The 24587-nt window shown below is 70.5% G+C and carries 17 protein-coding genes; 3 read left to right on the top strand and 14 right to left on the bottom strand.

The features are described from left to right. Nucleotides 1-17: 17 nt before the first annotated feature. The 6 genes from AC07PU_RS37620 to AC07PU_RS37595 all read right to left on the bottom strand — a co-directional run bounded on the left by AC07PU_RS37620 (nucleotide 18) and on the right by AC07PU_RS37595 (nucleotide 7372). Nucleotides 18-728 carry an ABC transporter ATP-binding protein gene (locus AC07PU_RS37620; protein WP_093347870.1) on the bottom strand — a complete coding sequence of 237 codons (711 nt, stop codon included), beginning with the start codon at nucleotides 726-728 and terminating at the stop codon, nucleotides 18-20. 20 nt (nucleotides 729-748) lie between these two features. Further along, nucleotides 749-2548 (bottom strand): branched-chain amino acid ABC transporter ATP-binding protein/permease, encoded by a 1800-nt coding sequence (locus tag AC07PU_RS37615; RefSeq protein WP_495323067.1) that lies wholly within the window; start codon nucleotides 2546-2548, stop codon nucleotides 749-751. Continuing rightward, entirely contained in the window at nucleotides 2545-3468 is a 924-nt protein-coding gene (locus AC07PU_RS37610; protein WP_296797079.1) for a branched-chain amino acid ABC transporter permease, read from the bottom strand. Before AC07PU_RS37610 ends, AC07PU_RS37615 begins: the two co-directional genes overlap by 4 nt. Before the next feature lie 70 nt (nucleotides 3469-3538). Next, nucleotides 3539-4738 carry an ABC transporter substrate-binding protein gene (locus tag AC07PU_RS37605; RefSeq protein ID WP_093347876.1) on the bottom strand — a complete coding sequence of 400 codons (1200 nt, stop codon included), beginning with the start codon at nucleotides 4736-4738 and terminating at the stop codon, nucleotides 3539-3541. A 52-nt stretch (nucleotides 4739-4790) separates the two neighbouring features. Then, entirely contained in the window at nucleotides 4791-5567 is a 777-nt protein-coding gene (locus tag AC07PU_RS37600) for an SDR family NAD(P)-dependent oxidoreductase (protein WP_208508683.1), read from the bottom strand. A gap of 47 nt (nucleotides 5568-5614) precedes the next feature. Further along, complete coding sequence (locus tag AC07PU_RS37595; protein ID WP_495323066.1) at nucleotides 5615-7372, bottom strand: FAD-dependent oxidoreductase; 1758 nt, start codon at nucleotides 7370-7372, stop codon at nucleotides 5615-5617. Between the two features lie 185 nt (nucleotides 7373-7557). Between AC07PU_RS37595 and AC07PU_RS37590 the strand changes: the two genes are divergently transcribed. Further along, on the top strand, nucleotides 7558-8364 hold the full coding sequence (locus AC07PU_RS37590; protein ID WP_093347885.1) for an IclR family transcriptional regulator: 807 nt from the start codon (nucleotides 7558-7560) through the stop codon (nucleotides 8362-8364). A 578-nt stretch (nucleotides 8365-8942) separates the two neighbouring features. Further along, nucleotides 8943-9893: a universal stress protein gene (locus tag AC07PU_RS37585; RefSeq protein ID WP_495323065.1), complete on the top strand. Its 951-nt coding sequence runs from the start codon at nucleotides 8943-8945 to the stop codon at nucleotides 9891-9893. A gap of 8 nt (nucleotides 9894-9901) precedes the next feature. Here AC07PU_RS37585 and AC07PU_RS37580 read toward each other — a convergent pair whose 3' ends face one another. The 6 genes from AC07PU_RS37580 to AC07PU_RS37555 are packed head-to-tail and all read right to left on the bottom strand — an operon-like array spanning nucleotide 9902 to nucleotide 14508. Beyond that, nucleotides 9902-10648, bottom strand: coding sequence for a lysophospholipid acyltransferase family protein (locus AC07PU_RS37580; protein WP_208508680.1), 747 nt, complete (start codon nucleotides 10646-10648; stop codon nucleotides 9902-9904). Nucleotides 10649-10704: 56 nt separating this feature from the next. Further along, complete coding sequence (locus tag AC07PU_RS37575; RefSeq protein ID WP_495323064.1) at nucleotides 10705-11991, bottom strand: dihydroorotase; 1287 nt, start codon at nucleotides 11989-11991, stop codon at nucleotides 10705-10707. Then, nucleotides 11988-12950, bottom strand: a complete 963-nt coding sequence (locus AC07PU_RS37570) for an aspartate carbamoyltransferase catalytic subunit (protein WP_208508678.1) — start codon at nucleotides 12948-12950, stop codon at nucleotides 11988-11990. The genes AC07PU_RS37575 and AC07PU_RS37570 overlap by 4 nt, the downstream gene beginning before the upstream one ends. Nucleotides 12951-12953: 3 nt before the next feature. Beyond that, on the bottom strand, nucleotides 12954-13460 hold the full coding sequence (pyrR, locus tag AC07PU_RS37565; protein ID WP_093347898.1) for a bifunctional pyr operon transcriptional regulator/uracil phosphoribosyltransferase PyrR: 507 nt from the start codon (nucleotides 13458-13460) through the stop codon (nucleotides 12954-12956). Continuing rightward, the gene (ruvX, locus tag AC07PU_RS37560; RefSeq protein WP_495323063.1) at nucleotides 13457-13897 is read right to left on the bottom strand and encodes a Holliday junction resolvase RuvX; all 441 of its coding nucleotides are present in this window, start codon (nucleotides 13895-13897) and stop codon (nucleotides 13457-13459) included. Before ruvX ends, pyrR begins: the two co-directional genes overlap by 4 nt. A gap of 11 nt (nucleotides 13898-13908) precedes the next feature. Then, nucleotides 13909-14508: a YqgE/AlgH family protein gene (locus AC07PU_RS37555; RefSeq protein ID WP_093347901.1), complete on the bottom strand. Its 600-nt coding sequence runs from the start codon at nucleotides 14506-14508 to the stop codon at nucleotides 13909-13911. Between AC07PU_RS37555 and AC07PU_RS37550 the strand changes: the two genes are divergently transcribed. Further along, complete coding sequence (locus AC07PU_RS37550; protein ID WP_495323062.1) at nucleotides 14509-16011, top strand: cryptochrome/photolyase family protein; 1503 nt, start codon at nucleotides 14509-14511, stop codon at nucleotides 16009-16011. A gap of 69 nt (nucleotides 16012-16080) precedes the next feature. Here AC07PU_RS37550 and AC07PU_RS37545 read toward each other — a convergent pair whose 3' ends face one another. Then, the gene (locus AC07PU_RS37545; protein ID WP_495323061.1) at nucleotides 16081-22230 is read right to left on the bottom strand and encodes a hybrid sensor histidine kinase/response regulator; all 6150 of its coding nucleotides are present in this window, start codon (nucleotides 22228-22230) and stop codon (nucleotides 16081-16083) included. Nucleotides 22231-22255: 25 nt separating this feature from the next. Continuing rightward, a complete protein-coding gene (locus AC07PU_RS37540; protein WP_093347910.1) occupies nucleotides 22256-24580 on the bottom strand; it encodes a methyl-accepting chemotaxis protein in 2325 nt (774 codons plus the stop codon). Nucleotides 24581-24587 lie beyond the last annotated feature (7 nt).

The following is a 24587-nucleotide window of genomic DNA, read 5'->3' as shown; positions in this document are numbered from 1 at the left end:
AGGGTTGGACGTTGGGGTCAGTGCGTGCCGAGATAGGCCGACTTCACCTTGGGGTTGTCGAGCAGCTCGCGGCCGGAGCCCTCGAGCGTGATGCAGCCGGTCTCGAGCACGTAGGCGCGGTCGGCCACGCCGAGCGCCTGCTTGGCCATCTGCTCCACCAGCAGGATGGTGAGGCCCGAGCTGCGCAGCTGGCGGATGGCGTCGAAGATGTCCTTGATGATCAGCGGCGCGAGGCCCAGCGAGGGCTCGTCGAGCAGCAGCAGCCGCGGATCGCTCATCAGCGCGCGCGCGATCGCGAGCATCTGCTGTTCGCCGCCCGACAGGGTGCCCGCGGGCTGGTGCTGGCGTTCCTTCAGGCGCGGGAAGCGCGCGAACTCGCGCTCGATGGCGTTGTCGACGAAGGCCTTGTCGGCGCGGCGCGAGTAAGCGCCGAGCATCAGGTTCTCGCGCACGGTCTGGTCGGGGAACACGCCGCGGCCCTCGGGCGACAGCGCCACGCCCAGGCCCACGCGCTGGTGCGGCGGCACCTGCGTGCAGTCCTTGCCGTCGATCAGCACGCGGCCCTGGGCCACGGGCTCCAGGCCGACGATGCTCTTGAGCAGGGTGCTCTTGCCGGCGCCGTTGGCGCCGATGATGGTGACGACCTCGCCCGCGCGCACTTCGAGGCTCACGCCCTTGACGGCCTCGATGGCGCCGTACGAGACCTTCACCGATTCGATCTTCAACATGATGGTGGGGGTCCTTTCGCTCAGGCGGGCTGCGGCTGCAGGCCGTGCGGCGCGCGATCGGCCTCGTCGTCGTCGACGCCCAGGTAGGCCTCGACCACGCGCGGATTGGCCTGCACCTCGGCCGGCCGGCCCTCGGCGATCTTGATGCCGTAGTCGAGCACGATGACGTGGTCCGAGATCGACATCACCAGGTCCATGTGGTGCTCGACCATCAGGATCGAGACGCCGCACTTGCCGATGCGCAGCAGCAGCTCGCCGAGCTCGGCGGTCTCCTGCGGATTGAGGCCGGCGGCCGGTTCGTCGAGCAGCAGCAGCTGCGGCTCGGTGGCCAGCGCGCGCGCCAGCTCCACGCGCCGCTGCAGGCCGTAGGGCAGGCTGCCCGCGGGCCAGTGCGCGAGATGGCCGAGGCCGACCAGGTCGAGCAGCTGCAGCGCGCGCTCGCGCGTCTCGCGTTCCTGCTTGCCGGCCGTGGGCCAGGCCACGAGCGACGACAGGAAGCCGTTGCTCATGCGGCTGTGCCGACCGAGCATCACGTTGTCGAGCACCGAGAGCTCGGCGAACAGCCGCAGGTTCTGGAAGGTGCGGCCCATGCCGAGGCAGCAGATGGTGTGCGCGGGCCGGCCCACGATGTTCTCGCCGAGGAAGCGGATCGCGCCGGCATCGGGCTGGATCACGCCCGTGAGCATGTTGATCATGGTGCTCTTGCCCGCGCCGTTGGGCCCGATCAGCGCATGGATGTGGCCGCGCTGCAGGCTGAACGACACGTCCTGCGCCGGCTTCACGCCGCCATAGGACTTGGTCACGCCCTGCACCACCAGCAGCTCGCCCTCGCCGCCCGGGCCGATCTGCCCCGGCACGCCCTGGCCGCCGGCGCCTTCGCCGCGGTGGCGCGAGCGGCTCACCCACTTGTCGACCAGCCCCACCACGCCGCCGGGCATCACGTAGAGCGCGAACAGCAGCAGGAAGCCATAAAGGAAGTGCTGCGCCGAGGGCCAGCGCGCGAGCAGCGCGTCGGTCAGCGTGAGCAGCACCGCGCCCACGATCGGTCCGTACATCGAGCCCGCGCCGCCGAACAGCACCAGCAGCAGGATGAAGATCGACAGGTGGAAGGTGATGAAGTCGGAATTGATGTACTGGTTCTGCTGCGCCACCAGCGCGCCCGCGATGCCGCAGGTGACGGCCGCGACCACGAAGGCCATGACCTTGGCGCGGTACACGCGCACGCCCACCGACGACGACGCGATCTCGTCGGCCTGCAGCGACAGCAGCGCGCGGCCGAAGCGGCCCTGCAGCAGGTTGCGCAAGAGCAGGTGCAGCGCGGCGCTCAGCACGATGCCCAGCACCACCCACTGCGTGGTGTCGAGCGGCGCGCCCTTCCAGGTCAGCGGGCGGATGCCGTAGATGCCCTGCGCGCCGCCGAACACCTCGGTCCATTCGCCGACCAGCTTCTCGACCACGATGCCGAAGGCCAGCGTGACCATCGCGAGGTAGGGACCCTTCACGCGCAGCGAGGGCAGCGCGATCAGCACGCCGCACAGGCCCGAGATCACGGCCGCGAGCAGCAGCGCGAGCCAGGGGTCCATGTCGGTGCGCGAGGTCAGCAGCGCGACGCCGTAGGCGCCGGCCGCGAACAGGCCGGCCTGGCCCAGCGATTTCTGCCCCGCGTAGCCCACCAGCACGTTCATGCCGGCCGCGCACAGGTAGTAGACGCACATCATGAAGGCGATGCGCAGGTAGTAGTCGTTGCCGAACAGCGAGACGATGCCGATCAGCGCCGCGGCGACCGCCACCACGGCCAGGGGATGGACCAGCCGCTTCATACCTTCTCCACCGCGCGGCTGCCGAACAGGCCCGTGGGCCGGAAGGCCAGCACCAGGATCACGAGCGCGAACACCGCCACCTCGCGCCACTGCGCCTGCCAGAGATTGACCATCGACTCGAGCACGCCGAGCAGGAAGCCGCCGATGACGCAGCCGCGCGGGTTGCTGAGGCCGCCGATCATCGCGCCCGAGAAGCCCTTGAGGCCGACCGTGAGCCCCATGAACAGCGAGGCCTGCGCGATCGGCGCGAGCAGGAAGCCCGACAGGCCCGCCAGCGCCGAGCTGACGACGAAGGCGCCGATCATCATGGCGTTGGTGTTGATGCCCATGAGGCTGGCCACGTTGCCGTTCTGCGCCACCGCGCGCATGGCCTTGCCGACCATGGTGCGGTTCATCACGCGGTCGAAGCCGAGCATCACGACCACGGCCACGCCCAGGGTCAGCAGTTCCTGCGGCCGCACGCCGACGCCGAACATGCGGATCACGGTGTCGCCCACGGGCGCGGGCACCACCACCGGCTTCGGGCCCCAGATCGCGAGCCCCACGCTCTGCAGGATCACGCCGAAGCCCAGCGTGCTCATCACCCAGGCCATGCCGGGGCGGCCCGCGAACGGGCGCACGCCGAGCACGTAGAGCAGCCAGCCCAAGAGGCCCATCACGCCGAGCGCCGCCAGCAGCGCGAACAGCTGCGCGCCAGCGCCGGGCACGGCGTCGCCGAAGGTGGTGGAGGCCAGCGGCTTGCCCAGGACCAGGAACAGGGCGCTCATGCCGATGAAGGCGCCGGCCGAGACGAACTCGCCGTGCGAGAAGTTCAGCGTCTTGGTGGTGGTGAACGTGATGCTGAATCCCAGTGCCACCAGCGCATAGGCACCGCCGACGGCGAGCCCGCTGATGAGCGCCTGCAGGAGCGCTTCAACCATGTGTGTATCTCCGTTGCGAGGCGAGGCCGGGCACCGCGCGGGCGCGCCGGCCTCGCTTCCTTTTTTGCTCTTACTGCTTGAAGTCGGCCGGGTTCAGGCCCTGGATCAGCGCGTCGCTGTAGGGCAGCAGCTTGCCGTCCTTCCAGCGGATCCAGACCAGGTCCTTGGCGGTCAGTGCCTCGTGGTTGGTCTTGCTGAAGGGCTTCTCGTAGGTCTTGAGCACGCCCTGCACCGGGGTCTTGAGGTCTTCCAGCGCGGCGCGCACGGCGGCGCCGTCGGTGCCGTTGGCCTGCTTCATCGCCTGCGCGAGCAGCAGCACCGAGTCGTAGCCGTGCAGCGCGAACGAGAACGAACCCGGCGCCTTGAGCTTGCTGCCGATGCGGTCGAAGAGCTTCTGCTGCGCGGGCGTGCGGGTCTCGCTCACGGTGCGCATGAAGATCGGCTTCTCGGCCAGCGCCTTGCCGGCCGCGTCGTAGAAGGTGATGTTGTCGGCGGCCCAGGAGGTCAGCGTCAGCGGGAAGTAGTTGATCTTCTCCATGCTGCGCACCAGCTGCGCGATCGGCGTGCCCTGCGCCCACACCACCACGGTGTCGACGTTGGCGGCCTTCATCTTCGACAGCTGCGAGGTCATGTCGGTGTCGCCGACGCCGAAGCGCTCGGTGGCCGCGATCTTGATGTCCTGCAGCTTGGCGATCTCCTCCATGTCCTTGAGGCCGCCCTGGCCGTAGCCGGTGGTCTCCGCCATCAGGCCCACCACCTTCGAGGCGGCGGTGTTCTTCTTCACGTAGGCCATCAGCGCCGCGACCTGCTCGCGGTCGACCATCGAGACGCGGAACATGTAGTTGTCGGCGCCCGCGCTCATCGGCTTGGTGATGTCGGTGCCCGAGCCCACGTTGCCCAGCACCGGGATCTTCTTCTGGTTGGCGATGTGCTTCCAGGCCATGGCGTTGCCCGAGTTGGTGGGGCCGAACACCGCCACCACCTTCTCGTTGTCGATCAGGTCGCTCATGTTCTGGATCGACTTGGGCGGTGCCGACACGTCGTCGCGCGTGACCAGCGTGAACTTGCGGCCGAGCACGCCGCCGGCGGCGTTGAGGTCGGCGATCGCGGCTTCCATGCCGAGCACCGCGGCCTGGCCGCTCTGCGCCGAGGGCGAGGCCGAGAGGTCGCCGTTGTAGCCGAGCTTGATGTCCTGCGCCGAGGCACCGGCGGCGAACGCGCAGAAGGCGGCGCTCGCGAGCAAGGTCTTGTACAGACGGAAGGTCTTCATTCTTTGTCTCCTGGAGGATTGACGGTCGGGAAAGCGAAAAGCGGCGGAAGGCTCAGACCGCGAGGAAGCCGCCGTCCACCGGCAGCGTGATGCCGGTGACGTAGCGCGACATGTCGCTCGCGAGGAAGATCACCGGGCCCACGAGGTCCTCGGTCTGGCCGACGCGGCCCATCGGGATGCGCGTCATGAAGGATTCGAGGCGCTGCGGGTTCTCGCGCGTGGCGGCGGTCATCGGCGTCTCGATCACGCCGGGCGCGAGCGCGTTGACGCGCACGCCGAAGGGCGCGAGCTCCTGCGCGAGCGACTGCGTGAACATCTTGATCGCGCCCTTCGAGGGCGAATAGCCGAGGCTCGCGCCCTGCCCCGCGTAGGCGGCGATCGAGGCGATGTTGATCACCGCGCCCTGGGTCGACTTGATCGCGCCGAGCCAGGCGTGGGTGACGTTGAAGGTGCCGTGCACGTTGACGTCGAGCGTCTTCTTCCAGTTGGCCGCGGCATTGGGGCTGGCCGTGCCCTCGCGGATGATGATGCCGGCGTTGTTCACCAGCAGGTCGATGGCGCCGATCTCGTCGCCCACGCGTACCGCCAGCGCATGGCAGGCCTCGGGCGAGGTCACGTCGAGCACGAAGGACCAGGCCTGGCCGCCTTCGTCGCGCACCAGCTGCGCGGTCTCGCCCACGGTGGCCTCGTTCATGTCGGTGACGACGACGCGCGCGCCGGCCTGCGCCAGGCCCAGCGCGAGCGCGCGGCCGTTGCCCTGGCCGGCGCCGGTGATCAGCGCGAGGCGGCCTTCGAGCAGGCGCGGCGCGACGTGGGGAGGAAAGGCCATCGGAAAGGTTCCTTCTGATGAATGTGGGTGGTTGAAGGGAGGAGGTCTCAGGCGGTGTGGCGAACGGGCACCGCCTCGCGCTGCGCCACCTGCAGCGTGGCGGCGGCCGTGGCGCCCTGCGCCACCTGCAGGCCCGCGACGTAGCCGAAGGTCAGTGCCGGACCGAGCGTGATGCCGGCGCCCGGGTAGTTGCCGCCCATCACGCTGGCCGCGTCGTTGCCGACCGCGTAGAGGCCCTTGATCGGCTGGCGGTTGACGTCGAGCACGCGGGTCTTCTCGTCGACCACCAGGCCGGCGAAGGTGCCGATGTCGCCGACCACGAGCCTGATCGCGTAGTAGGGGCCATGCTCCAGCGGCGCGACGCAGGGGTTGGGCGTGACGTTGGCGTCGCCCTGGTAGCGGTTGTAGGCCTTGCTGCCCTTGCCGAACAGCGGGTCCTCGCCGGTGCGCGCGCCGTCGTTGAACTCCTTCACCGTGGCCTCGAGCACCGCGGGCGCGATGCCGATCTGCTTCGCGAGCTCGCCGATGCTGGCGCCGTGCTTGAGGTAGCCGCTCTTCAGGTGCCGGCCGATCGGCAGCGGCGCCGGTGCCACGCAGCCCAGGCCGTAGTCGCGCAGCGCCTTGTGGTCGCACAGCAGCCAGGCCGTGACCTCGGGCTCGCCGGCGCAGGCCTTGACCATGGCCTGCACGAAGTCGTGGTACGAGTTGCCTTCGTTGGCGAAGCGCCGGCCCTTGGGCGTGACCGCGATCACGCCGGGCTTGGCGCGGTCGATGAAATGCGGCATCACGCCCTTGGTGCCGTCGGGGCGCGTGGTGACCGAGGCCGGCACCCAGGCCGCGGCATGCGGGATGGTGCCGTCGACGCGGCCGCCGACCGCCTCGGCCAGCCGCAGGCCGTCGCCGGTGTTGGTCGAGGGCGAGGGCGAGTAGTGCTCCTGGCCCGTGGGCGCATGCGGGAACAGCTGCTTGCGCCGCTCGACGTCGTAGGGGAAACCGCCGCAGGCCAGCACCACGCCGCGCTTGGCGACCACGCGCACGGCCTTGCCTTCGTGCTGCACCACCGCGCCCGAGACGCCGTCGTACTCGACCACGAGCTTCTTCACGGGCGAGGAGAGCCACACGGGAATGTTCTGGTCCATCGCGGCCTTGGCGAGCCGGCCCGCGAGCGCGTTGCCGTTGGTCAGGGTCATGCCGCGGCCATGGCGCAGCACGTCGAGGAAGTGCCGGCTCAGCCGCCTGGTCACGTACCAGAACGAGGTCGGCGACTTGAAGGCCCGCATGAAGTGTTTGATCTCGGGGCCCGAGCCCAACATCATCCCGAACACCGTGAGCTCGGGCAGCGGCGGCGCGAGCTGCTTGATGCGCGGACCGAGCTCGCGGCCGTCGAAGGGGCGCGTGACCATCGAGCGCCCGCCCGGCTGGCCGCCGGGTGCCTCGGCGTGGTAGTCGGGGAACACCGGCGGCATGTCGAACTGCACGCAGGTGTTGCGCGTGAAGAAGTCGATCGCCTTCGGGCCCATCTCGAGGAAGGCGCTCACGCGCGCCGCGTCGAAGTGGGTGGTGGTCTCGTGCTTCATGTAGTCGAGCGCGGCGCCGGCCGGCTCGTGGATGCCCTGCTCCGTGGCCAGGCGCGTGCCCGGGATCCACAGCCAGCCGCCCGAACGCGCGGTGGTGCCGCCGAAGCGCGGTTCCTTCTCGACCACCAGCACCTTCAAACCCTGCGACGCCGCCGTGATCGCGGTCGCCATGCCCGAGGCGCCGCTGCCGACGACGAGCACATCGCATTCCAACGTGTTCTGTTCCATCTCTGCCTGTCTGCCTTGTTTCTGTAGGACTTAAGTTGCCGCGAAGTTTAGGCAGCGACATTGATATGGTCAAGTCGTTTAGTTACTATCAGATGATCAGTCATCGTCGATTGAACACGACAATATCAGTAGAAACCCTGATGGCTATACTCGCCCCCACTCTCAACCCCCACGCCGGGCGCCCCATGGAAAAGCCGAGACGTGGCATCCAATCCGTCGAAATAGGAACGCAGCTGCTCGTGGCTCTCGGGCGGCATGTCGCGCCCATGGCCTTGCGCGACCTCGGCAAGGCCGCCGGCGTGCCGGTGGGCAAGGCCCACCCGTACCTGGTGAGCTTTCTCAAGGTCGGCTTCGTGGTGCAGGACAGCGCGGGCCGCTACGAACTGGGCCCGCTGGCGCTGCAGCTCGGGCTGGCCAAGCTGCAGCGGCTCGATCCGATCAAGGAAGCCTCGCCGCTGATCGAGGCGCTGGCCTCGGAAACCGAGCAGAGCATCGCAGTCGCGGTCTGGGGCAACTTCGGGCCGACCGTGGTGCGGCTCGAGGAACCGATCCATCCGCTGCACGTGAACCTGCGCACCGGCACCGTGATGTCGCTGGCCTACACGGCCACGGGCCGGCTGTTCGCGGCCTACCTGCCGCCCAAGGTGGTCGAGAAGATGATGGTGGACGACCTCGCGCGCCTGCGCGGCCCGGCCGGCGGCCGCGGCACCGAGGAGCTGTCGCAGTCGCAGCTCGAGGCGCTGCTGGTGGAGACGCGCATGCACGGCATGTCGCGCACCCTGGGCCAGCCGATCCCGGGCATCGACGCCTTCTGCGCGCCAGTGTTCGACTCGACCCACAACATCGTGCTGGGCATCACCGCGATGGGCCCCGAGGCCACCTTCGACAGCGACTGGGAAGGCCGCGTGGCGGTGCCGCTGCGCGCCTGCGCGCTCGAGATCTCGCGCCGGCTCGGCTACGTGCCGCCCGAAGCGCCTGCCGCGCGCGGCTGAAGATGTAGGCACCTGCCCACGCACGGTGCCTCGGTTCTCTTGCAGGGTGTGGCCGCAGCCGCATGCGAATCTGCAAGCCACTCACAACACAGGAGAACCTTCATGAAAAGCCTCATCCTCTGGGCCTGCGGCGTGCCGATCACCGTGATCATCGGTCTCAAGATCTTCGGGATTCTCTGACCCGCGCTCGTCTCTTTTACGTTTGCTCTTCCTCTACTCCTCCGGTGCCTCGTGCACCGATGCGCGTCCCTCGGGGCGCGCTTTTTTTTGGGAGAGTGCACGGCGCATCCGTCAATCTGGCAAAGGCCGTGCGGGTACTGAGCGGGTGCCGGCCGCATCCGGCCTAGACTCCGCCGCATGCACGCTCACTCGCTGTTCCACACCCCGGCGTTCCGCTTCGGCGGCTGCACGCTGGCGCGTGCGTGGATGACGGCGGCGGCTCGGCCAACGCCCGCACATTCCTGAGCCCGGCGGCCCACCTCCTTCCCTTCACCTTCAACGCAAACCATCGACCGCCGGGCCCTCGCCCTGCGTGACTGCGCCCCCGTCATCAGGGGCGCATTCGAATGGAGTGCGTCATGCATCACCCCCAGGTTCAGCGGGAGCACGTGCGTCCCGACGGCAACGCCGCATCCGGCACGCCTTGCTTTCAATCCATCCTCGCCCTCACCGATCTGTCGGCACGCAGCCAGCACGCAGTCGAACGCGCCGCCCGGCTCGCGGCGGACCACGGCGCGCTGCTCAAGCTCATGTACGCGCCCGCGAGCCTCGCACCGCTCGCGCACGCCGAAGCGGCCACCGCGCTCGCGGCCCTGGCCCGCGCCATGGGCGCGCGCTTCGATGTGCTGGTCAAGCAGGTCGCGATATCGAGCGGCGGCCTCGCGCAGATCGTGGATGAAGCGCGCCACGCCGACCTCGTGGTGCTGCGGCACGAGCGCGACCGTTCGCCCGGCGCCTTCTTCACGGGCCAGCCGGTGGAGCGCCTGCTGCGGCAGCTGCGCTGCCCGGTGCTCGTGACGCGGCTGGCCGCGCGGCCGCGCTATGGCCGCATCCTGGTGGCCGTGGACTTCACGCCCGCATCGCACGAACTCGTGAGCCTGGCCCATGGCCTCGACGCCAACGCCGCGCTCGAGCTGTTCCATGCGCTCAACACCATGCACGAAAGCAAGCTGCGCTATGCCGAGGTCTCGGACCACGCCATCAGGACCTACCGCCACGACTGCCAGCGACAGGCGCGCGAGCGGCTGTTCTCGCTGACCGATTCATCGAGCGCGCGGCGCAACCGCGTGCTGTCGACCATCGGCCGCGGCGACCCGGCGCGGCAGGCCACGGTGCAGCAGCAGCACGCACGCGCCGAGTTGCTCGTGGTCGGCAAGCGGCGTGCCCATCCGCTCGCCGATTTCTTCTTCGGCAGCGTCGCGCAGCGCGTGCTGTGCTGGGCCACGGGCGACGTGCTGGTGGTGCCCACCGATCGGCGCGGCTACAGCCCGTCGGCCGTCATGCCACGGGCGCTGCAGCCGGCTCGCTGAAGACCCGCTCAGTGCGTGTCGCGGCGCAGTTGCTGCACGTCCTCGTGCAGCGTCTGCGCCCAAGTGCGACGCTCGCGGCTGTACGAGGACTGCGGCTCGCCGAAGCGCACGATGGCCAAGAGCGGCGGCGCGCGCAGCGTGTTCCACAGCGAGGTGGCGAGGTTGTCGTCGTCGATGTAGCGCGGCGCCTGGCTGGTCTCGCCGGTGGCGGCATCGGCGAAGCGCAGCGCGGCCGGCACCACGGGCGCGCCCGAGGAGATCGCGGCCTGCAGCAGGTTGGCGTGGAACGGCAGCAGGCCGCGGCCGTCGCTGGTGGTGCCCTCGGGGAACACCGCGATCATGTCGCCGTTGCGCAGCGCGTCGGTCATGTGGTGCACCACGCGCAGCGCGTCGCGGCGGCGCTCGCGCTCGATGTAGAGCGTGCCCGCGCCGCTCGAGAGCGTGCCGATCAGCGGCCAGTGCTTGACGTCGGACTTCGACACGAAGCGCACGTGGCGCGCTGCGTGGATCACCGTGATGTCGAGCCACGAAAGGTGGTTGCAGATCAAGAGCACCGGCCCGTGCGCGGGCGGCGTGCCCTGCACGCGCAGCGTGATGCCCATGATCTCGAGCATGCGCGCGGCCCAGGCCTGCACGCGCGCGTTGCGCTCGGCCTGGTCGAGGCCCGGGAAGGTGAAGCGGATGGTCCACCAGCCGGCGACGGCATGCGCGATCGCATGCAGCAGCCGGCGCAGTGCCTTGAGTGAATGCAGCATCGGCCCGACCGCCTTCTTCCTGTTGTTGTCGTCGTCGTCGCGCGCCGGAACGCGGCTCAGCCGTGGACCACGCGTCCGGCCACGAGGGTGTGGCGCGCGCGGCCCTGCATGGCGTAGCCGCCGAACGGCGTGTACTTGCCCTGGCTGCGCAGCGCCTCGGGCGTGACCTGCCATTCGAGGGACGGATCGAAGACGCACAGGTCGGCCGGACCGCCGACGGCGAGGCGGCCGATGCCGGCGCAGGCTTCGGTGCCGGGCAGCAGCCGCGCGGGCGCGCTCGTGATCGCCTCGAGCGCGCGCACGAGGCCGGCGCCGCTGCGCTCGCCCCATTGCAGCGCCAGCGGCAGCAGCAGCTCGAGGCCGGTGGCGCCGGGCTCGCTCTCGGCGAACGGCAGGTTCTTGGCATCGGCCTCGACCGGCGTGTGGTCGGACACCAGCGCGTCGATGGTGCCGTCGGCCAGCGCGGCCGAGAGCGCGTCGCGGTCGCCCTGCTGGCGCAGCGGCGGGCTCAGGCGCGCGCGGCTGTCGAAGTAGCCGATGTCGGTGTCGGCCAGGTGCAGCGAGTTGATGCTGACGTCGCAGCTCAGCGGCAGGCCCTCGGCCTTGGCGGCGCGCACCAGCGCGAGCCCCGCGGCGCTCGAGAGGCGGCACAGGTGCACGCGCGCCTTGGTGCTGCGCATCAGCTCGACGATGGTGAAGATGGCGATGGTCTCGGCCGCCACCGGCACGCCGGCGAGGCCGAGCCGGGTGGCGAGCGCGCCGCTGGCGGCCACGCCCTTGCCGAGGTCGCGGTCCTGCGGGCGCAGCCACACGGTGTAGCCGAAGGTGCTCGCATAGAGCATCGCGCGCTGCAGCACCTGCGTATCGGCCAGCGGCACGTCGGCCTGGCTGAAGCCGACACAGCCGCGCTCGGTGAGCTCGGCCATCTCGGTCAGCACGCCGCCGGCCAGGCCGCGCGTGAGCGCGCCGAGCGGGAACAGCCGCGCGCCCGGCAGCTTGCCGGCGCGGAAGGTCAGCATCTCGACCAGGCCGGGCTCGTCGAGCACGGGGTCGGTGTCGGGCGGGCACACCAGGCTGGTGACGCCGCCGGCCACGGCCGCGGCCATCTCGCTCTCGAGCATGCCTTCGTGCTCGTAGCCGGGCTCGCGCAGCCGCGCGGCGAGGTCGACCAGGCCGGGCGCGACGATGCAGCCGGTGGCGTCGAGGGTGCGCTCGGCCTTGAAGCCGGCGGGGATGCTGTTGCCGATGCCGGCGATCTTTCCGTCGGCGACGGCGATGTCGGCCTTCTCGTCGGTGCCCGATGCGGGGTCGACCACGCGGCCGTTGGTGATGTGGATGTTCATGCTTCGTTACCTGCGACGATGCTCATTACTGCCATCCGCACGGCGATGCCGAAGGTGACCTGCGGGAGGATGACGCTCTGCCGGCCGTCGACCACGGCCGAGTCGATCTCGACGCCGCGGTTGATCGGGCCCGGGTGCATCACGATGGCGTCGGGCTTGGCGAGCTGCAGCTTCTCGGGCGTGAGGCCGTAGGTCTTGAAGAACTCCTGCGACGAGGGCAGCATCGCGCCGCTCATGCGCTCGTTCTGCAGCCGCAGCATGATGACCACGTCGCAGTCCTTGATGCCCTCCTCGAGCGTGTGGCACACGCGCACGCCCATGCCGGCCATGTCGCCGGGCACCAGGGTCTTGGGGCCGACCACGCGCACCTCGGCGCAGCCCAGCGTGGTCAGCGCGTGGATGTCGGAGCGCGCCACGCGCGAATGCACCACGTCGCCGACGATCGCCACCGTGAGGTTGGCGAAGTCCTTCTTGTAGTGGCGGATGGTGTACATGTCGAGCAGCCCCTGCGTCGGGTGCGCGTGGCGGCCGTCGCCGGCGTTCACCACGTGCACGTGCGGCGCGACGTGCTGCGCGATCAGGTAGGGCGCGCCCGACTCGCTGTGGCGCACCACGAACAGGTCGGCCGCCATCGCGCTCAGGTTGGCGATGGTGTCGAGCAGCGACTCGCCCTTGCTCGCCGAGGAGCGCGCGATGTCGAGGTTGATGACGTCGGCCGACAGCCGCTTGGCCGCGATCTCGAAGGTGGTGCGGGTGCGCGTGCTGTTCTCGAAGAACAGGTTGAACACGCTCTTGCCGCGCAAGAGCGGCACCTTCTTCACTTCGCGGTCGCTCACGCTCGTGAAGTTGGCGGCGGTGTCGAGGATGTGGGTGAGGATGTCCCTGGGCAGGCCCTCGATCGACAGCAGGTGGATGAGCTCGCCGTTCTTGTTGAGCTGGGGATTGCGCTTGTAGAGCATGGCTTACTTGCTTTCCTCGACCTGGAGGCTGAAGGCGCCGTCGTCCGCGCGCGCCAGCGCCAGCGACTGCGAATGGGGCAGCGCGAGCGTGGTGGCGGCGAAGTCGGCCGCCACCGGCAGCTCGCGCCCGCCGCGGTCGACCAGCACCGCCAGGCGCACGCAGCCCGGACGGCCGAAGTCGAACAGCTCGTTGAGCACGGCGCGGATGGTGCGGCCGGTGTAGAGCACGTCGTCGAGCAGCAGCACGTCGGCGCCGTTGACGTCGAAGGGCAGCGCGGTCTGCGCGCTGGCCGCGAGGCCGCGGCGCGCGAAGTCGTCGCGGTGCATGGCCGAGGAGATCACGCCGGGCGCACCGGCCAGACCCAGGTCCTTCTGCAGCCGCTCGACCAGCCAGGCGCCGCCCGAGGTGACGCCCACCAGCCGGGTGTCGGGGCGCAGCAGCGCGCGGACGCCGGCCAGCAGTTGCGTGTAGAGCGCCTCGGCGTCGGGAATGGCGGGGGTGGAACTCACGGAAGACTCCTCAAGAATTGCTCCAGGATGATGCAGGCCGAGGCGGCATCGGCATCGCGCGCGCCCTGGGAGAGCGCCTCGGTGGTGCTGTAGCGCTCGTCGACCTCGAACACCTGCAGGTTGAAACGGCCGCGCAGCTGGCGCGCGAACTTCTGCGCGCGCCGGGTGTTCTCGTGCGCGGCGCCGTCGGGATGGAAGGGCACGCCCACCACCAGCGCATCGGGCTGCCACTCGCGGATGCGCGCCTCGACCTGCGCGAAGCGGGCATCGGCACCCTCGGCCTTGATGGTGGCCTGCGGCGTGGCGCTGCGCAGCAGCCGGTTGCCGCTCGCCACGCCGGTGCGCTTCTGGCCGAAATCGAAGGCCAGGAAGCTCTGGAAATGGGCGGGAACGGGAAGGGAAGCGGGGCTGGAAGGGGAAGCTGGCGCGTCAGGCATGGCCGTGGCGTTCACGCATGCCCCGCGTCGGGCGAGAGCTTCCAGGCCTCCAGGCCCAGCAGCAGCAGCGCCTTGTCGTAGCGCTGGTCGATGGGGGTGTCGAAGATCACGGCCGGGTCGGCGCCCACCGTGAGCCAGCTGTTCTCGGCCAGTTCGGACTCGAGCTGGCCCTCGCCCCAGGCCGCGTAGCCCAGCGAGACCAGCACCTTGCGCGGGCCGGCGCCGGTGGCCAGGGCCTCGAGCACGTCCTTCGAGGTGGTCATCTCGAGGCCGCCGGGGATGGTCATGGTCGAGGCGTAGACCGATTCCTCGGGTTTGTCGGCCTCGGTGAAGACCGGCTCGTGCAGCACGAAGCCGCGCTCGGTCTGCATCGGGCCGCCCTGGAAGACCGGGGCTTCGCCGAGCTCGGGGCGCGCGAGGTGCAGCTCGATCTTCTCGAACAGCACCTTGAGGTTGATGTCGCTGGGTTTGTTGATGACCAGGCCCAGGGCGCCGCGCTCGCTGTGCTCGCACAGGTAGACGACGCTGCGGTTGAAGGTCTTGTCTTCCAGGCCCGGCATCGCTATCAAAAAGTGATGCGTCAGGTTCATCGGGGCAGAATCGGAAGCCATATGCCTCCGATTTTACTGGCCGTCGACAAGACCTACCCCAAAGGGCTCATGTGGTTCCGCCGCGACCTGCGCGTGGACGACAACGCGGCCCTCTACCACGCCCTGCGAAGCTGCCGCCAGCTGGTCTGCGTGTTCGTGTTCGACACGGCGATCCTCGACCCCCTGCCGCGGGTTGACCGGCGGGTGGAATTCATCCGCGAATCGCTGCTGGAGCTCGACGAGGAGCTGCGCGCGCTCGGCGGCGGGCTGATCGTGCGGCATGCGGCGGCGGCCGAGGAGATCCCGGCGCTGGCGCGCGCGCTCGAGGTGCAGGCGGTGTTCGCCAACCGCGACGACGAGCCCGAGGCGCTGGCGCGCGACGCCGGCGTGTTCGGCGCGCTGGCCAATGCGGGCGTGAGCTTCCACACCCACAAGGACTCGACGGTCTTCGAGCGCGACGAGCTGATGACCAAGACCGGCCAGCCCTACACGGTCTTCACGCCCTACAAGCGGGCCTGGCTGGCCAAGGTCGACGACTTCTTCCTCAAGTCCTACCCGAGCCGCGGCCATGCCGACGCCCTGGTGCCGCCGCCAGAAGGCTGGCGCGCGCCGGTGCCCTCGCTCGAGACGCTGGGCTTCGCCAAGAGCAACCTCGGCACGCTCGAGATCCCGACCGGCACGCGCGGCGCGGCGATCCTGTTCGAGGACTTCTTCGAGCGCATCGAGCGCTACGAGGCGGCGCGCAACTACCCGGCGGTGCGCGGGCCCAGCTACCTGGGCGTGCACCTGCGCTTCGGCACGGTGTCGATCCGGCAGGTGGCGGGCGTGGCGCGCCAGCTCTCGCTGCGGGGCGACGCGGGCGCCGCGACCTGGCTCAGCGAGCTGATCTGGCGCGACTTCTACTTCCAGATCCTGGCCCATTTCCCGCACGTGCACGCCAAGGGCGAATCGAAGAGCTTTCGCCCCGAGTACGACAAGATCCAGTGGCACCACGGCAAGCACGCCGACCAGCTGTTCGAGGCCTGGTGCCAGGGCCGCACCGGCTATCCGCTGGTCGACGCGGCCATGCTGCAGATCAACCAGAGCGGCTACATGCACAACCGGCTGCGCATGGTGGTGGCGAGCTTCCTGTGCAAGGACCTGGGGCTCGACTGGCGCCGCGGCGAGGCCTACTTCGCGCTGCACCTCAACGACTTCGAGCTGGCGTCGAACAACGGCGGCTGGCAATGGGCCAGCTCGAGCGGCTGCGACGCGCAGCCCTACTTCCGTATCTTCAACCCGGTGACGCAGAGCGAGCGCTTCGATCCCGACGGCAAGTTCATCCGGCGCTACCTGCCGCAGCTCGCGGGGCTGTCGAACGGCGCGATCCATTCGCCGTGGACGGCGACGCCGGTGGAACTGGCAGCGGCCGGCGTGAAGCTCGGCGAGAACTACCCGGTGCCGGTGGTCGACCATGCCGAGGCGCGCGAGCGCACGCTGCAGCGCTACGCGGTGGCGCGCAGCAAGACGCTGGCGAAGAAGTAGCGCCGGCCGTCCGCCCAAAGAAAAAGCCCGGAGGCGCGTCGCCGTCCGGGCTTTTTCGTGCGGCGCGCCTCAGGCCGCCGCGAGCGTCGCCGTGTCGCTGGTATAGGCCCGCACCAGCCGCAGCAGCTCTTCTTCGGAGTAGGGCTTGCCGAGGTAGTGGTTCACGCCGAGGTCGCGCGCATAGTCGCGGTGCTTCTCGGCGATGCGCGAGGTGATCATGATGATCGGCAGCTCGGCCAGCGCCGCGTCGCCGCGGATGTTGCGCGCGAGGTCGAAGCCGTCCATGCGCGGCATCTCGATGTCGGACAGCACGACCGCCGGGCGTTCCTGCTGCAGCCGCTCGAGCGCCTGCAGGCCGTCGGCCGCCAGCGAGACCCGGTAGCCTTCGCGCTGCAGCAGGCGCTGCGTGACGCGGCGCACGGTGATGGAGTCGTCGACCACCAGCACCAGCGGGATCTGCGGGACCACGGGCGCCAGCGCCGCGGCCGGGTCCTGGCCGTGCGGGCCGCGCGGCTCGTCGGCCGCCGCCACCGGCTGCGCCAGCGCCGCGGCCTGGCGCGCGCGCGCCTGTTCGCCATGCACCGCGGCCAATGCCACCGGGTTGTAGATCAGCGCCACCGCGCCCGAGGCCAGCACCGAGATGCCCGCCAGGCCCGGCAGCCGCGCGAGCTGCGGCCCGAGGTTCTTGACCACCACTTCCTGGTTGCCCAGCACTTCGTCGACGTGCAGCGCCACGCGCTGCGCCGCGCTGCGCACGATCACGAGGGTGTTGGTGCGGCCCGCGATGTGCTCGCTGCGCGGCGAGGCCTGCAGCAGCGCGCCGCCCCAGTAGAACGGCACCTGTTCGCTGCCGAACGGATGGGTGTCGTGCAGGTAGGCCGACTCGAGGTCGGTGGCGTTCACGCGCTGCACCAGTTCGACCAGGTTCGACGGCACGCCGATCGACACCTCGCCGAAGCGCAGCATGACCACGTGCGTCACCGCGGTGGTCAGCGGCAGCACCAGCTTGAAGGTGGTGCCCTGCCCCGGCTGGCTGCGCGTCTCGATGCGGCCGCCGAGCGCGGCGACCTGCGCGCGCACCACGTCCATGCCGATGCCGCGGCCCGCGAGTTCCGACACCTGGCCGGCCGTGGAGAAGCCGGGCCGGAAGATCAGCTCGGTGGCCTCCTCGGGCGTGAGCGGCTGGTCGGCCGCGAGCAGGCCCAGCGAGCGGGCCCGCTCGGCGATGCGCTCGTGGTCGAGGCCGGCGCCGTCGTCGCGGAAGCTCACCGACACGTCGTTGCCCTCGTGCGCGAGGTCGATCACGATCAGGCCGCTGGCGTCCTTGCCCGAGGCCTCGCGCCGCGCGGCGTCCTCGATGCCGTGGGCCACGCAGTTGCGCAGCAGGTGCTCGAAGGCCGGCGTCATCCGGTCGAGCACGCCGCGGTCCATTTCGATCGAGCCGCCGGTGATGTCGAGGCGCACCTGCTTGCCGGTGTCCTTCGAGGCCTGGCGCACCACGCGGTAGAGGCGGTCGGAGATGCCCTCGAACTCCACCATGCGCGTGCGCAGCAGGCCGCGCTGCAGCTCGCGCGTCTGGCGCGCCTGCACGCTGAGGTCGTCTTCCGTCGCCTGCACCGTCTTCTGCAGCGTGCGCTGCACGGTCGCCACGTCGTTCACCGACTCGGCCATCATGCGCGTGAGTTCCTGCACGCGGGTGAAGCGGTCGAACTCCAGCGGGTCGAAGCCCTGCTGCGAATCCTTGGCCTGCGCCAGCCGCGACTGCATCTGGCTCTCGGCCTGCACCTCGATGTCGCGCAGCTGCTGGCGCAGGCGGTCGAGGTTGCCCGTGAGGTCGGCCAGCGAGCCGCGCAGCGAACCGATCTCGGCCTCGAGCCGCGAGCGCGTGATGATGACCTCGCCGGTCTGCGCCATCAGGCGGTCGAGCAGCTGGGTGCGGATGCGCACGGCCTGGCCGACCGGCGCGCGCAGCGGCGCGAGCGTGGCGGGGGCCGGGCGCACCGGTGCGGGCACGGCGGCCGTCGGTTCAGCGTCGGTGTCGGCATCGACCGCGGCGATGGCGTCGTTGGCGGGCTCGGCGCGCAGCTCCGGGTGTTCCACGGGCGTGGGCGCGGATGCCGCGGTGGCTTCCGCCACGCGCTGCGCCAGTTCGACCTGGGTCGCGTCGTCGGCCGCGCGCAGCGCGTCGAAGGTGGCCTGCAGCGTGTCGAGCCGTGCCAGCAGCTTCTCGATGTCGGAACGGTCGACGTGGCCCTGCGTGCCCAGTAGTTCGATCTCGGATTCCATGCGGTGCGCGCGCTCGCCCAGGCGCATGGCGCCGGCCAGCCGGGCACTGCCCTTGAGCGTGTGCAGCGTGCGCAGCACCGAGGTGCGCGGCGCGCCGTCGTCGGGGTGGTGCGACCACTGGCGCAGCGCCTCGCCGAGCTGCGGCAGCAGTTCGGCCGCCTCTTCCTCGAAGATCGGGAACAGGTCGACGTCGACCGCGTCGGCCAGGTCGATGGCGTCCTCGGAGTCGTCGAGCGCCACGTCGGCGCCGCCCTGCGGCGACACCACCTGCAGCGGCGCGCGCGGCTCGTCGCGTGCCAGCTCCTCGGCATAGGGCGAGGGCATCGGCGAGGCCGCGATGTCGCGCAGCGCCTGCAGCGTCTGCTGCGAAGGGTCGCGCAGCAGGCCGACCGCGAACTGGTGCAGCAGGCGGCGCAGCTCGTCGGCCGCGGCGACCAGCACCATGCCCTGCTCGCGCGTGCCGCTGCCCTGCATCTGCAGGTGCTGCAGCGCGGCCTCGAAGTAGCGCGCCATGCCCGACAGGCTGTGGAAGCCGACCGTGGCCGAGCTGCCGGCCAGCGAATGGGCCAGCGCGATGGTCGAGTCGGCCACGCGTTCGTAGGGCTGCAGCGCCCACTCGCCGACCTCGGTGGCGAGCTGGCGCGACCATTCGTCGGCCTCGTTGAGGTAGACGTTGTAGAGCGCGATGCCGATGCGCAGCGGGCCGATCACCTTGACCTGGTCGTCGGCGCTGCCGGCGGCGGTCACCTCGACGGTGTCGACGGATTCGACGGGCACGGGCTGCGGCTCGGCAACGGCCGGCGCCTCCGCGGCGGGCGCGGCCTCGGACTGCACCGTTTCCTCGGGCTCGGCCGGTGCCTCCAGCGGCAGTGCTTCGGCCGCGACATCGAGCAGCGCGGCGGTCTCGGGCGCGGCCGGTTCGGGCGCGACCACGGCGGCCTGGGCGAACTCGGCCGGGGCCTCCACGGGCTCGAGCTGGATCTCGGGGAAGTCGATCGGCACGGCCGTGCCGGCATCGCTGGCTTCGCGCAGCGGCAGCGGCTCGGGCGTCCAGTCGAGGTCGGGCAGCGCGGGCGCGGTGGCCTCGGCGCGCTCGGCCGAGGCTTGCGCGGCGTCGATCGACAGCGCGGAGGACGGCAGCTCGGCCAGGCCGGCGGCCTCGATCGCGGCCTCCTCGGCCGGCTGGCTCGCCTTCGCGGCAGCGCCGATCGGCGCCAGGAAATCGAAGTCGATGCCGTCGCTCAGCGCGGTCGGCAGCGGTGCCGGCGCGGTGGACGAAGGCTCGCGGGTCTCGAAGTCGAGGAAGTCGGTGGAGACGAAGTCGTCGTCCTCCGGGCCCACGGTGCGCGACGCGGCCTGCGGCACGTCGGAGGTGTCGGAGGCGTCGGCCGGTTCGAGCGACAGGTCCGGCAGCTCGGGCAACTCGGGCAGCGCCTGCGCGGCCGCGGCCGGCAGCGCGAACTGCGGTGGCAGCTCCTCGAGCGGGGCCGGCGAGGTGGGCAGGGGATCGGCCGCGATCTGGCGCGCCGCGATCGCAAGCGCCTCGGCATCGGCCACGCGCGGCGGCGCGGTCGGCACCGGCTCGCCGGCCAGCAGGGCTTCGGCGAGGCGGCTGAACGGGGCGGACTGCCAGCCGTGCGGCGCCGAGGCCGCGATGTCCTCGACCCACAGGCCGAAGTCGCGCAGCGCCTGCTGCGTGCCGGCCAGCAGCTCGGGGGTGGCGGGGCGCTGGTCGGCCAGCCAGGTGTTGACCACCTGCTCGAGCGACCAGGCGGCATCGCCGAAGTCGGTGAGGCCGACCATGCGCGAGCTGCCCTTGAGCGTGTGGAACGCGCGGCGCAGGATCGTGAGCTCGTCGGTGTCCTCGGGGCGGCTGCCGAGCGCGACGATCGCGTTCTGGCCGTTGTGCACCACCTCGCGCGCCTCGTCGAGGAAGATGTTCTGCAGGTCGTCTTCCTCGAGCTCGGTGACCTCGGTGTCGGGCAGCGCGCCGGGGCCGACGATCTTGGCGGTCCAGCTGTCGGCCTTGCGGCTGAATTCCTCGATCGGCGAGGGCTTGGCCTTGCGCGCCGGCGTGGCCAGCGCGGCCAGCTTCGACGCGATCTGGGCATCGACTTCCTCGATGCTGAGCAAGGGCTCGGCGGCCGGCGCGGCCACGCTCTCGGCGTCCTCGGCATCGGCGGCCTGGCGGCCCATCAGCGGCTTGAGCTCGCCGACCTCGGCGTCGAAGACGAACAGGCGCTTGGCCAGCGCCGGCTGGTAGCCCAGCATGTCGATCAGGAAGCCCAGCGCGCCGAGGTTGTTGCCCAGCGCGTCGAAGCCGGCCATCTCGTCGGCCGGCGAGGCGCTGCCCACCATGGCCTCCACGTCGTCGCGCATGCGCTGCACGGTGTGGGCGGCCTGGTCGAGGCCGAGCACCGAGAACACGCCGCGCATCTGCTGCAGCTGGCTCGGCACGGTGCGCAGCAGGCCCTTTTCGCCCGGGCGGCGGAAATACTGGTCGAGCGACTTCTCGAGTTCGCTCAGGTGGCTGCGCAGCTCGTCGACCACGGTGCCCATGGTCTGGCGGTCGCTGACGCGGCGGTACAGGTCCTCCATCCAGGGCTCGAGCGGCTCGGAATGGCCGCCCGCGCGCACGCGCTCGATGCGGCCGGCGAGCTTGAGCATGCGCTGGGTGAGCTGCGGATCGCTGGGGTCGAGGTCCTCGAGCGCGGCCTCGAGGTAGAGCACCGAGGTCGCGACTTCCATCGCGAGCTCGGTGTCGGGCGGCTGGCCGCTGCGCACCGAGGCGTCGACCGCATGCGCGAGCGCCTGCACCATCGGCTCGCTCGGCGGATGCAGCCGGTGCAGCGATTCGCCGAGCTGGGCGAAGGTGTCGGCCACCTGGCGCGTGCGCGTGATGTCGCCGCCCGAGAGGCCGGACCACATCTCCTTGGCGGTCTCGATGCGCTTGCGGGCCTGGGCCAGCACCAGCGGATCGAAGCGGCCGAACTGCTCGACCGTGTAGTCGACGCGTTGTTCATGCGCGATGCCCCAGGCCGTGCGCACGCTGCGCAGGGTGGTGGCTTCGTCGCGCGCGGTGGGCATGGCCTGGGCGCAGAAGAACAGCAGGTCCTGGCCGAGCCGGTCGGACACCACGCTGTCGCCGCGCGCGAGCGTGGCGTACTGCAGCAGCACGCGCGAGGCGGCGCGCTTGACGTAGCTGTCGGCGGGCACGAGGCCCAGCGCCAGCGCCTCGAAGAAGCCGGCCGCCAGGGTCCAGAAGCTGGCCACGCGCGGCAGCAGCGCGCCGCGGCCGAGCCCCAGGCACAGCGCCTGCAGGCGGCGCGCGGCCTGCGTGTCGCCGGTCTTGACCAGCTGCAGCACCTCGCGGTCGAGCCGCGAGCGCACCGAGGGGTCGTAGGCCAGCGAGGCCTGCGTGAGCGCGGGACGGATCTCGACCCAGCGCCAGCTGGCGCTCCAGAGATCGGCCGGATGCACGCGCTCGTTGCCGACCAGTTCGAGCACGTCGCGGTACTGCGGGAACAGCGCGATCGAGGACACGTTCTTGCCGGCCAGCAGGGCCTGCAGGAAATCGGTGACGGCGAAGCCGGCGCGCTCGATCTTGAGCGCGGCGCTGTCGGTGCAGCGCTGCGGTTCGGCCACGAAGCCCTGCACCGCGAACTCGATCGAACCGAGCACCAGCGCGGGCGCGTTGTGGCCCACCATCTGCAGCGCGCCGACGGCCTGGTGCAGCTGCTGGCGCGCCATCTGCAACGGGCCGCTCTCGATCTCGGCCGCATTGCCGACGTCACGCGCGAAGCGGCGCAGCGACTTGCCGACGTTCTCGAGCGACTTCTGGATTTCTCCGAGCACCCAGGCCAGCGGCCCGAGGTCTTCGGTGGCCGGCGGATTGCCGGCGAGGGGGGCCGCGACGGGGGATTGGATAGCCACCTTGGATGCTCGCCGTTCTTCTGTGTCAGGCAATCTTGAAACGGGCCACCGAACGACGCAGTTCCTCGGCCATCTGCGACAGTTCGCGCACCTGCTGCGCGGTGGTCCGCGTGCCTTCGCCGGTCTGCTCGGTCACGGCGAAGATGTGCTGGATGTTGGCGGCCACCACGTTGGCCGAATCGGCCTCGCGGGAAGCGGACTGCGAGATCTGCTCGATCAGCTCGGCGAGGCGGCGCGACACGCGGTCGATCTCGGACAGCGCGGTACCCGCGTTGTCGGACAGCTTGGCCCCCTCGACCACGCCCTGCGTGGAACGCTCCATGGCGCCCACCGCGTCCTGCGTGTCGGTCTGAATCGCCTTCACCAGCGCCGAGATCTGGCGCGTGGCGTCCGCGGAGCGTTCGGCCAGCCGCTGCACTTCTTCCGCCACCACCGAGAAGCCGCGACCGGCTTCACCGGCCGACGCGGCCTGGATGGCGGCGTTCAGTGCCAGCACGTTGGTCTGTTCGGTAATGTCCGAGATCAGCTCGGTGATTTCGCCGATCTCCTGCGAGGATTCGCCCAGCCGCTTGATCCGCTTGGAGGTTTCCTGGATCTGGTCGCGGATGGCGTTCATGCCGCCGATGGCGTTCTGCACGGCCTGCAGGCCCGAGGACGCGGCCTGCAGCGACTGGCGCGCCACCGTGGCGGATTCCTGCGCTTGCGAAGACACGCCGTTGATTCGCTCCGCCATGGTCAGCACCGACTGGCCGGTTTCGCGAATCTCGCGCAGCTGTTCGGTCGAGGCCGCCAGCAGCTCGGTCGAGGTGCTTTCCACCTGCGAGGTGGTCAGCGCCACGCGCGTGGCCGTGTTCTGCACGTTGCCCACCAGCAGCCGCAGTTCTTCCACCGTGTAGTTCACCGAGTCGGCGATGGCGCCCGTGATGTCCTCGGTCACGGTGGCTTCCTGCGTCAGGTCGCCTTCGGCCACCGTCTGCAGTTCGTTCATCAGCCGAAGAATGGCGGCCTGGTTGGCGTTGTTGATGCGGCTGGCTTCCTCCGAAGCCTGTTCGGCCGAGAGACGTTCGCGCTCGGCGTTGGCGGCGCGTTCGCGGCCTTCGCGCACCTGCACGAAACCGATGGCGCCGGCCAGTGCCAGGGCGGCCAGCGAGAGCACGAACAGCAGCACGATGGTGCCGGCGCCCAGGCCGGTGCGCGCCGACAGCTTGTCCTGCAGCTCGCCGAGCGATTTGCGCAGCGGTTCGCTGTCGGTCAGGATCGACGCCTGCGCTTCGCGCGCCGCCACCAGGCCCTGCAGGTTGCCCAGGATGGCCGAGGCCTGCGTGCGCATCTGCTCGTAGGTCTTCAGGATGGCTTCGAGCTGCTGGCGCGTCTGCGGGTCCTTCGAGCCGGGGAAGCGCTGCTGCGCATTGCCGTCGAGCAGGCCGCGCGTGGTTTCCTGGAAGGTGTTCAGGTCCTTGCCGAGCAGGAACACGGCGTCGGGGTTCACGCCCTCGACCGTGAAGAACTCGTTGGTCGACTTGCCGATGCGCTGCGTCAGCATCACGAGCTGGCCGGCGGCCGAGATCTCGGGCAGCGTGGCGTTCTGCTGCATCTTGAGCGAGGCGACGGTCTCGGTCATCTCGAGCAGCGTGGACGACTGCTGGTTGATGTCGCGCAAAGCGGCACCCACCTGGGTCAGGATCTGGCGCTGGGCCAGCACGGCCTTGGCGCTCGCGTCGGCGCGCGCGACCAGCGGGCCGATCTTGCCCATGTCCTCGCCGTAGGCCTCGCCCACGGCTTCGAGGCGCAGTGCCTCGTCGCCGTTGGTCAGGCCGTTGACGCGGCGCGTGAGGTCGTCGGCGCTGTCCTTCACTTCGGTGAAGGCCGGCGCGCTGCCCACCAGGGCCTGCGAGATCGACTTGGCGAGGCGCTGCGACTGCATCAGCGACTGGCCGGTGGCCGCCACCTGCTGCGCCAGCCGTTCGGCGCGCAGGATGGCGAGGCCGGCGACCAGCAGCAGCGCCAGCACCACCACCGCCAACAGGATCGCGAGCACGCGCTGCTGGCGCGCGGGGCTCTGGCCGGCGCGGCCATCGTCCGCGAGCAGGTCGGCGGCATCGGGCCGGCCCGGTTCGTTGGCGGCCTCGCCGCCATCGACCAGTGCACCGCCTTCGCTGAACGAGCCGGCGGCCGGCGCGCCGCCGAACGAACCGTCGCCCGGCGCGCGCGCGATGCGCACGGTTTTCTCGTCGGGGACCTGCACCGTGTCGACGTTGTCGATCGCGAGCGAACCCGAACCATCGACGCGGGCCTTGTCGTTGCCGCTGGCGGGCAGTAATTTCTTGAACTTGTCGGCGATCGAGCTCACGGTCGGT

The organism is Variovorax sp. GW821-FHT10D07 (assembly GCF_059415325.1).
Note: the sequence above shows the minus strand (reverse complement) of the source record. Positions and strands in the feature narration are given on the sequence as shown.

Excerpts from the sequence above, each read along its gene's own strand:
- AC07PU_RS37620 (WP_093347870.1), bottom strand. The coding sequence starts at position 728 with ATGTTGAAGATCGAATCGGTGAAGGTCTCGTACGGCGCCATCGAGGCC.
- AC07PU_RS37615 (WP_495323067.1), bottom strand. The coding sequence starts at position 2,548 with ATGAAGCGGCTGGTCCATCCCCTGGCCGTGGTGGCGGTCGCCGCGGCG.
- AC07PU_RS37610 (WP_296797079.1), bottom strand. The coding sequence starts at position 3,468 with ATGGTTGAAGCGCTCCTGCAGGCGCTCATCAGCGGGCTCGCCGTCGGC.
- AC07PU_RS37605 (WP_093347876.1), bottom strand. The coding sequence starts at position 4,738 with ATGAAGACCTTCCGTCTGTACAAGACCTTGCTCGCGAGCGCCGCCTTC.
- AC07PU_RS37600 (WP_208508683.1), bottom strand. The coding sequence starts at position 5,567 with ATGGCCTTTCCTCCCCACGTCGCGCCGCGCCTGCTCGAAGGCCGCCTC.
- AC07PU_RS37595 (WP_495323066.1), bottom strand. The coding sequence starts at position 7,372 with ATGGAACAGAACACGTTGGAATGCGATGTGCTCGTCGTCGGCAGCGGC.
- AC07PU_RS37590 (WP_093347885.1), top strand. The coding sequence starts at position 7,558 with ATGGAAAAGCCGAGACGTGGCATCCAATCCGTCGAAATAGGAACGCAG.
- AC07PU_RS37585 (WP_495323065.1), top strand. The coding sequence starts at position 8,943 with ATGCATCACCCCCAGGTTCAGCGGGAGCACGTGCGTCCCGACGGCAAC.
- AC07PU_RS37580 (WP_208508680.1), bottom strand. The coding sequence starts at position 10,648 with ATGCTGCATTCACTCAAGGCACTGCGCCGGCTGCTGCATGCGATCGCG.
- AC07PU_RS37575 (WP_495323064.1), bottom strand. The coding sequence starts at position 11,991 with ATGAACATCCACATCACCAACGGCCGCGTGGTCGACCCCGCATCGGGC.
- AC07PU_RS37570 (WP_208508678.1), bottom strand. The coding sequence starts at position 12,950 with ATGCTCTACAAGCGCAATCCCCAGCTCAACAAGAACGGCGAGCTCATC.
- ruvX (WP_495323063.1), bottom strand. The coding sequence starts at position 13,897 with ATGCCTGACGCGCCAGCTTCCCCTTCCAGCCCCGCTTCCCTTCCCGTT.
- AC07PU_RS37555 (WP_093347901.1), bottom strand. The coding sequence starts at position 14,508 with ATGGCTTCCGATTCTGCCCCGATGAACCTGACGCATCACTTTTTGATA.
- AC07PU_RS37550 (WP_495323062.1), top strand. The coding sequence starts at position 14,509 with ATGCCTCCGATTTTACTGGCCGTCGACAAGACCTACCCCAAAGGGCTC.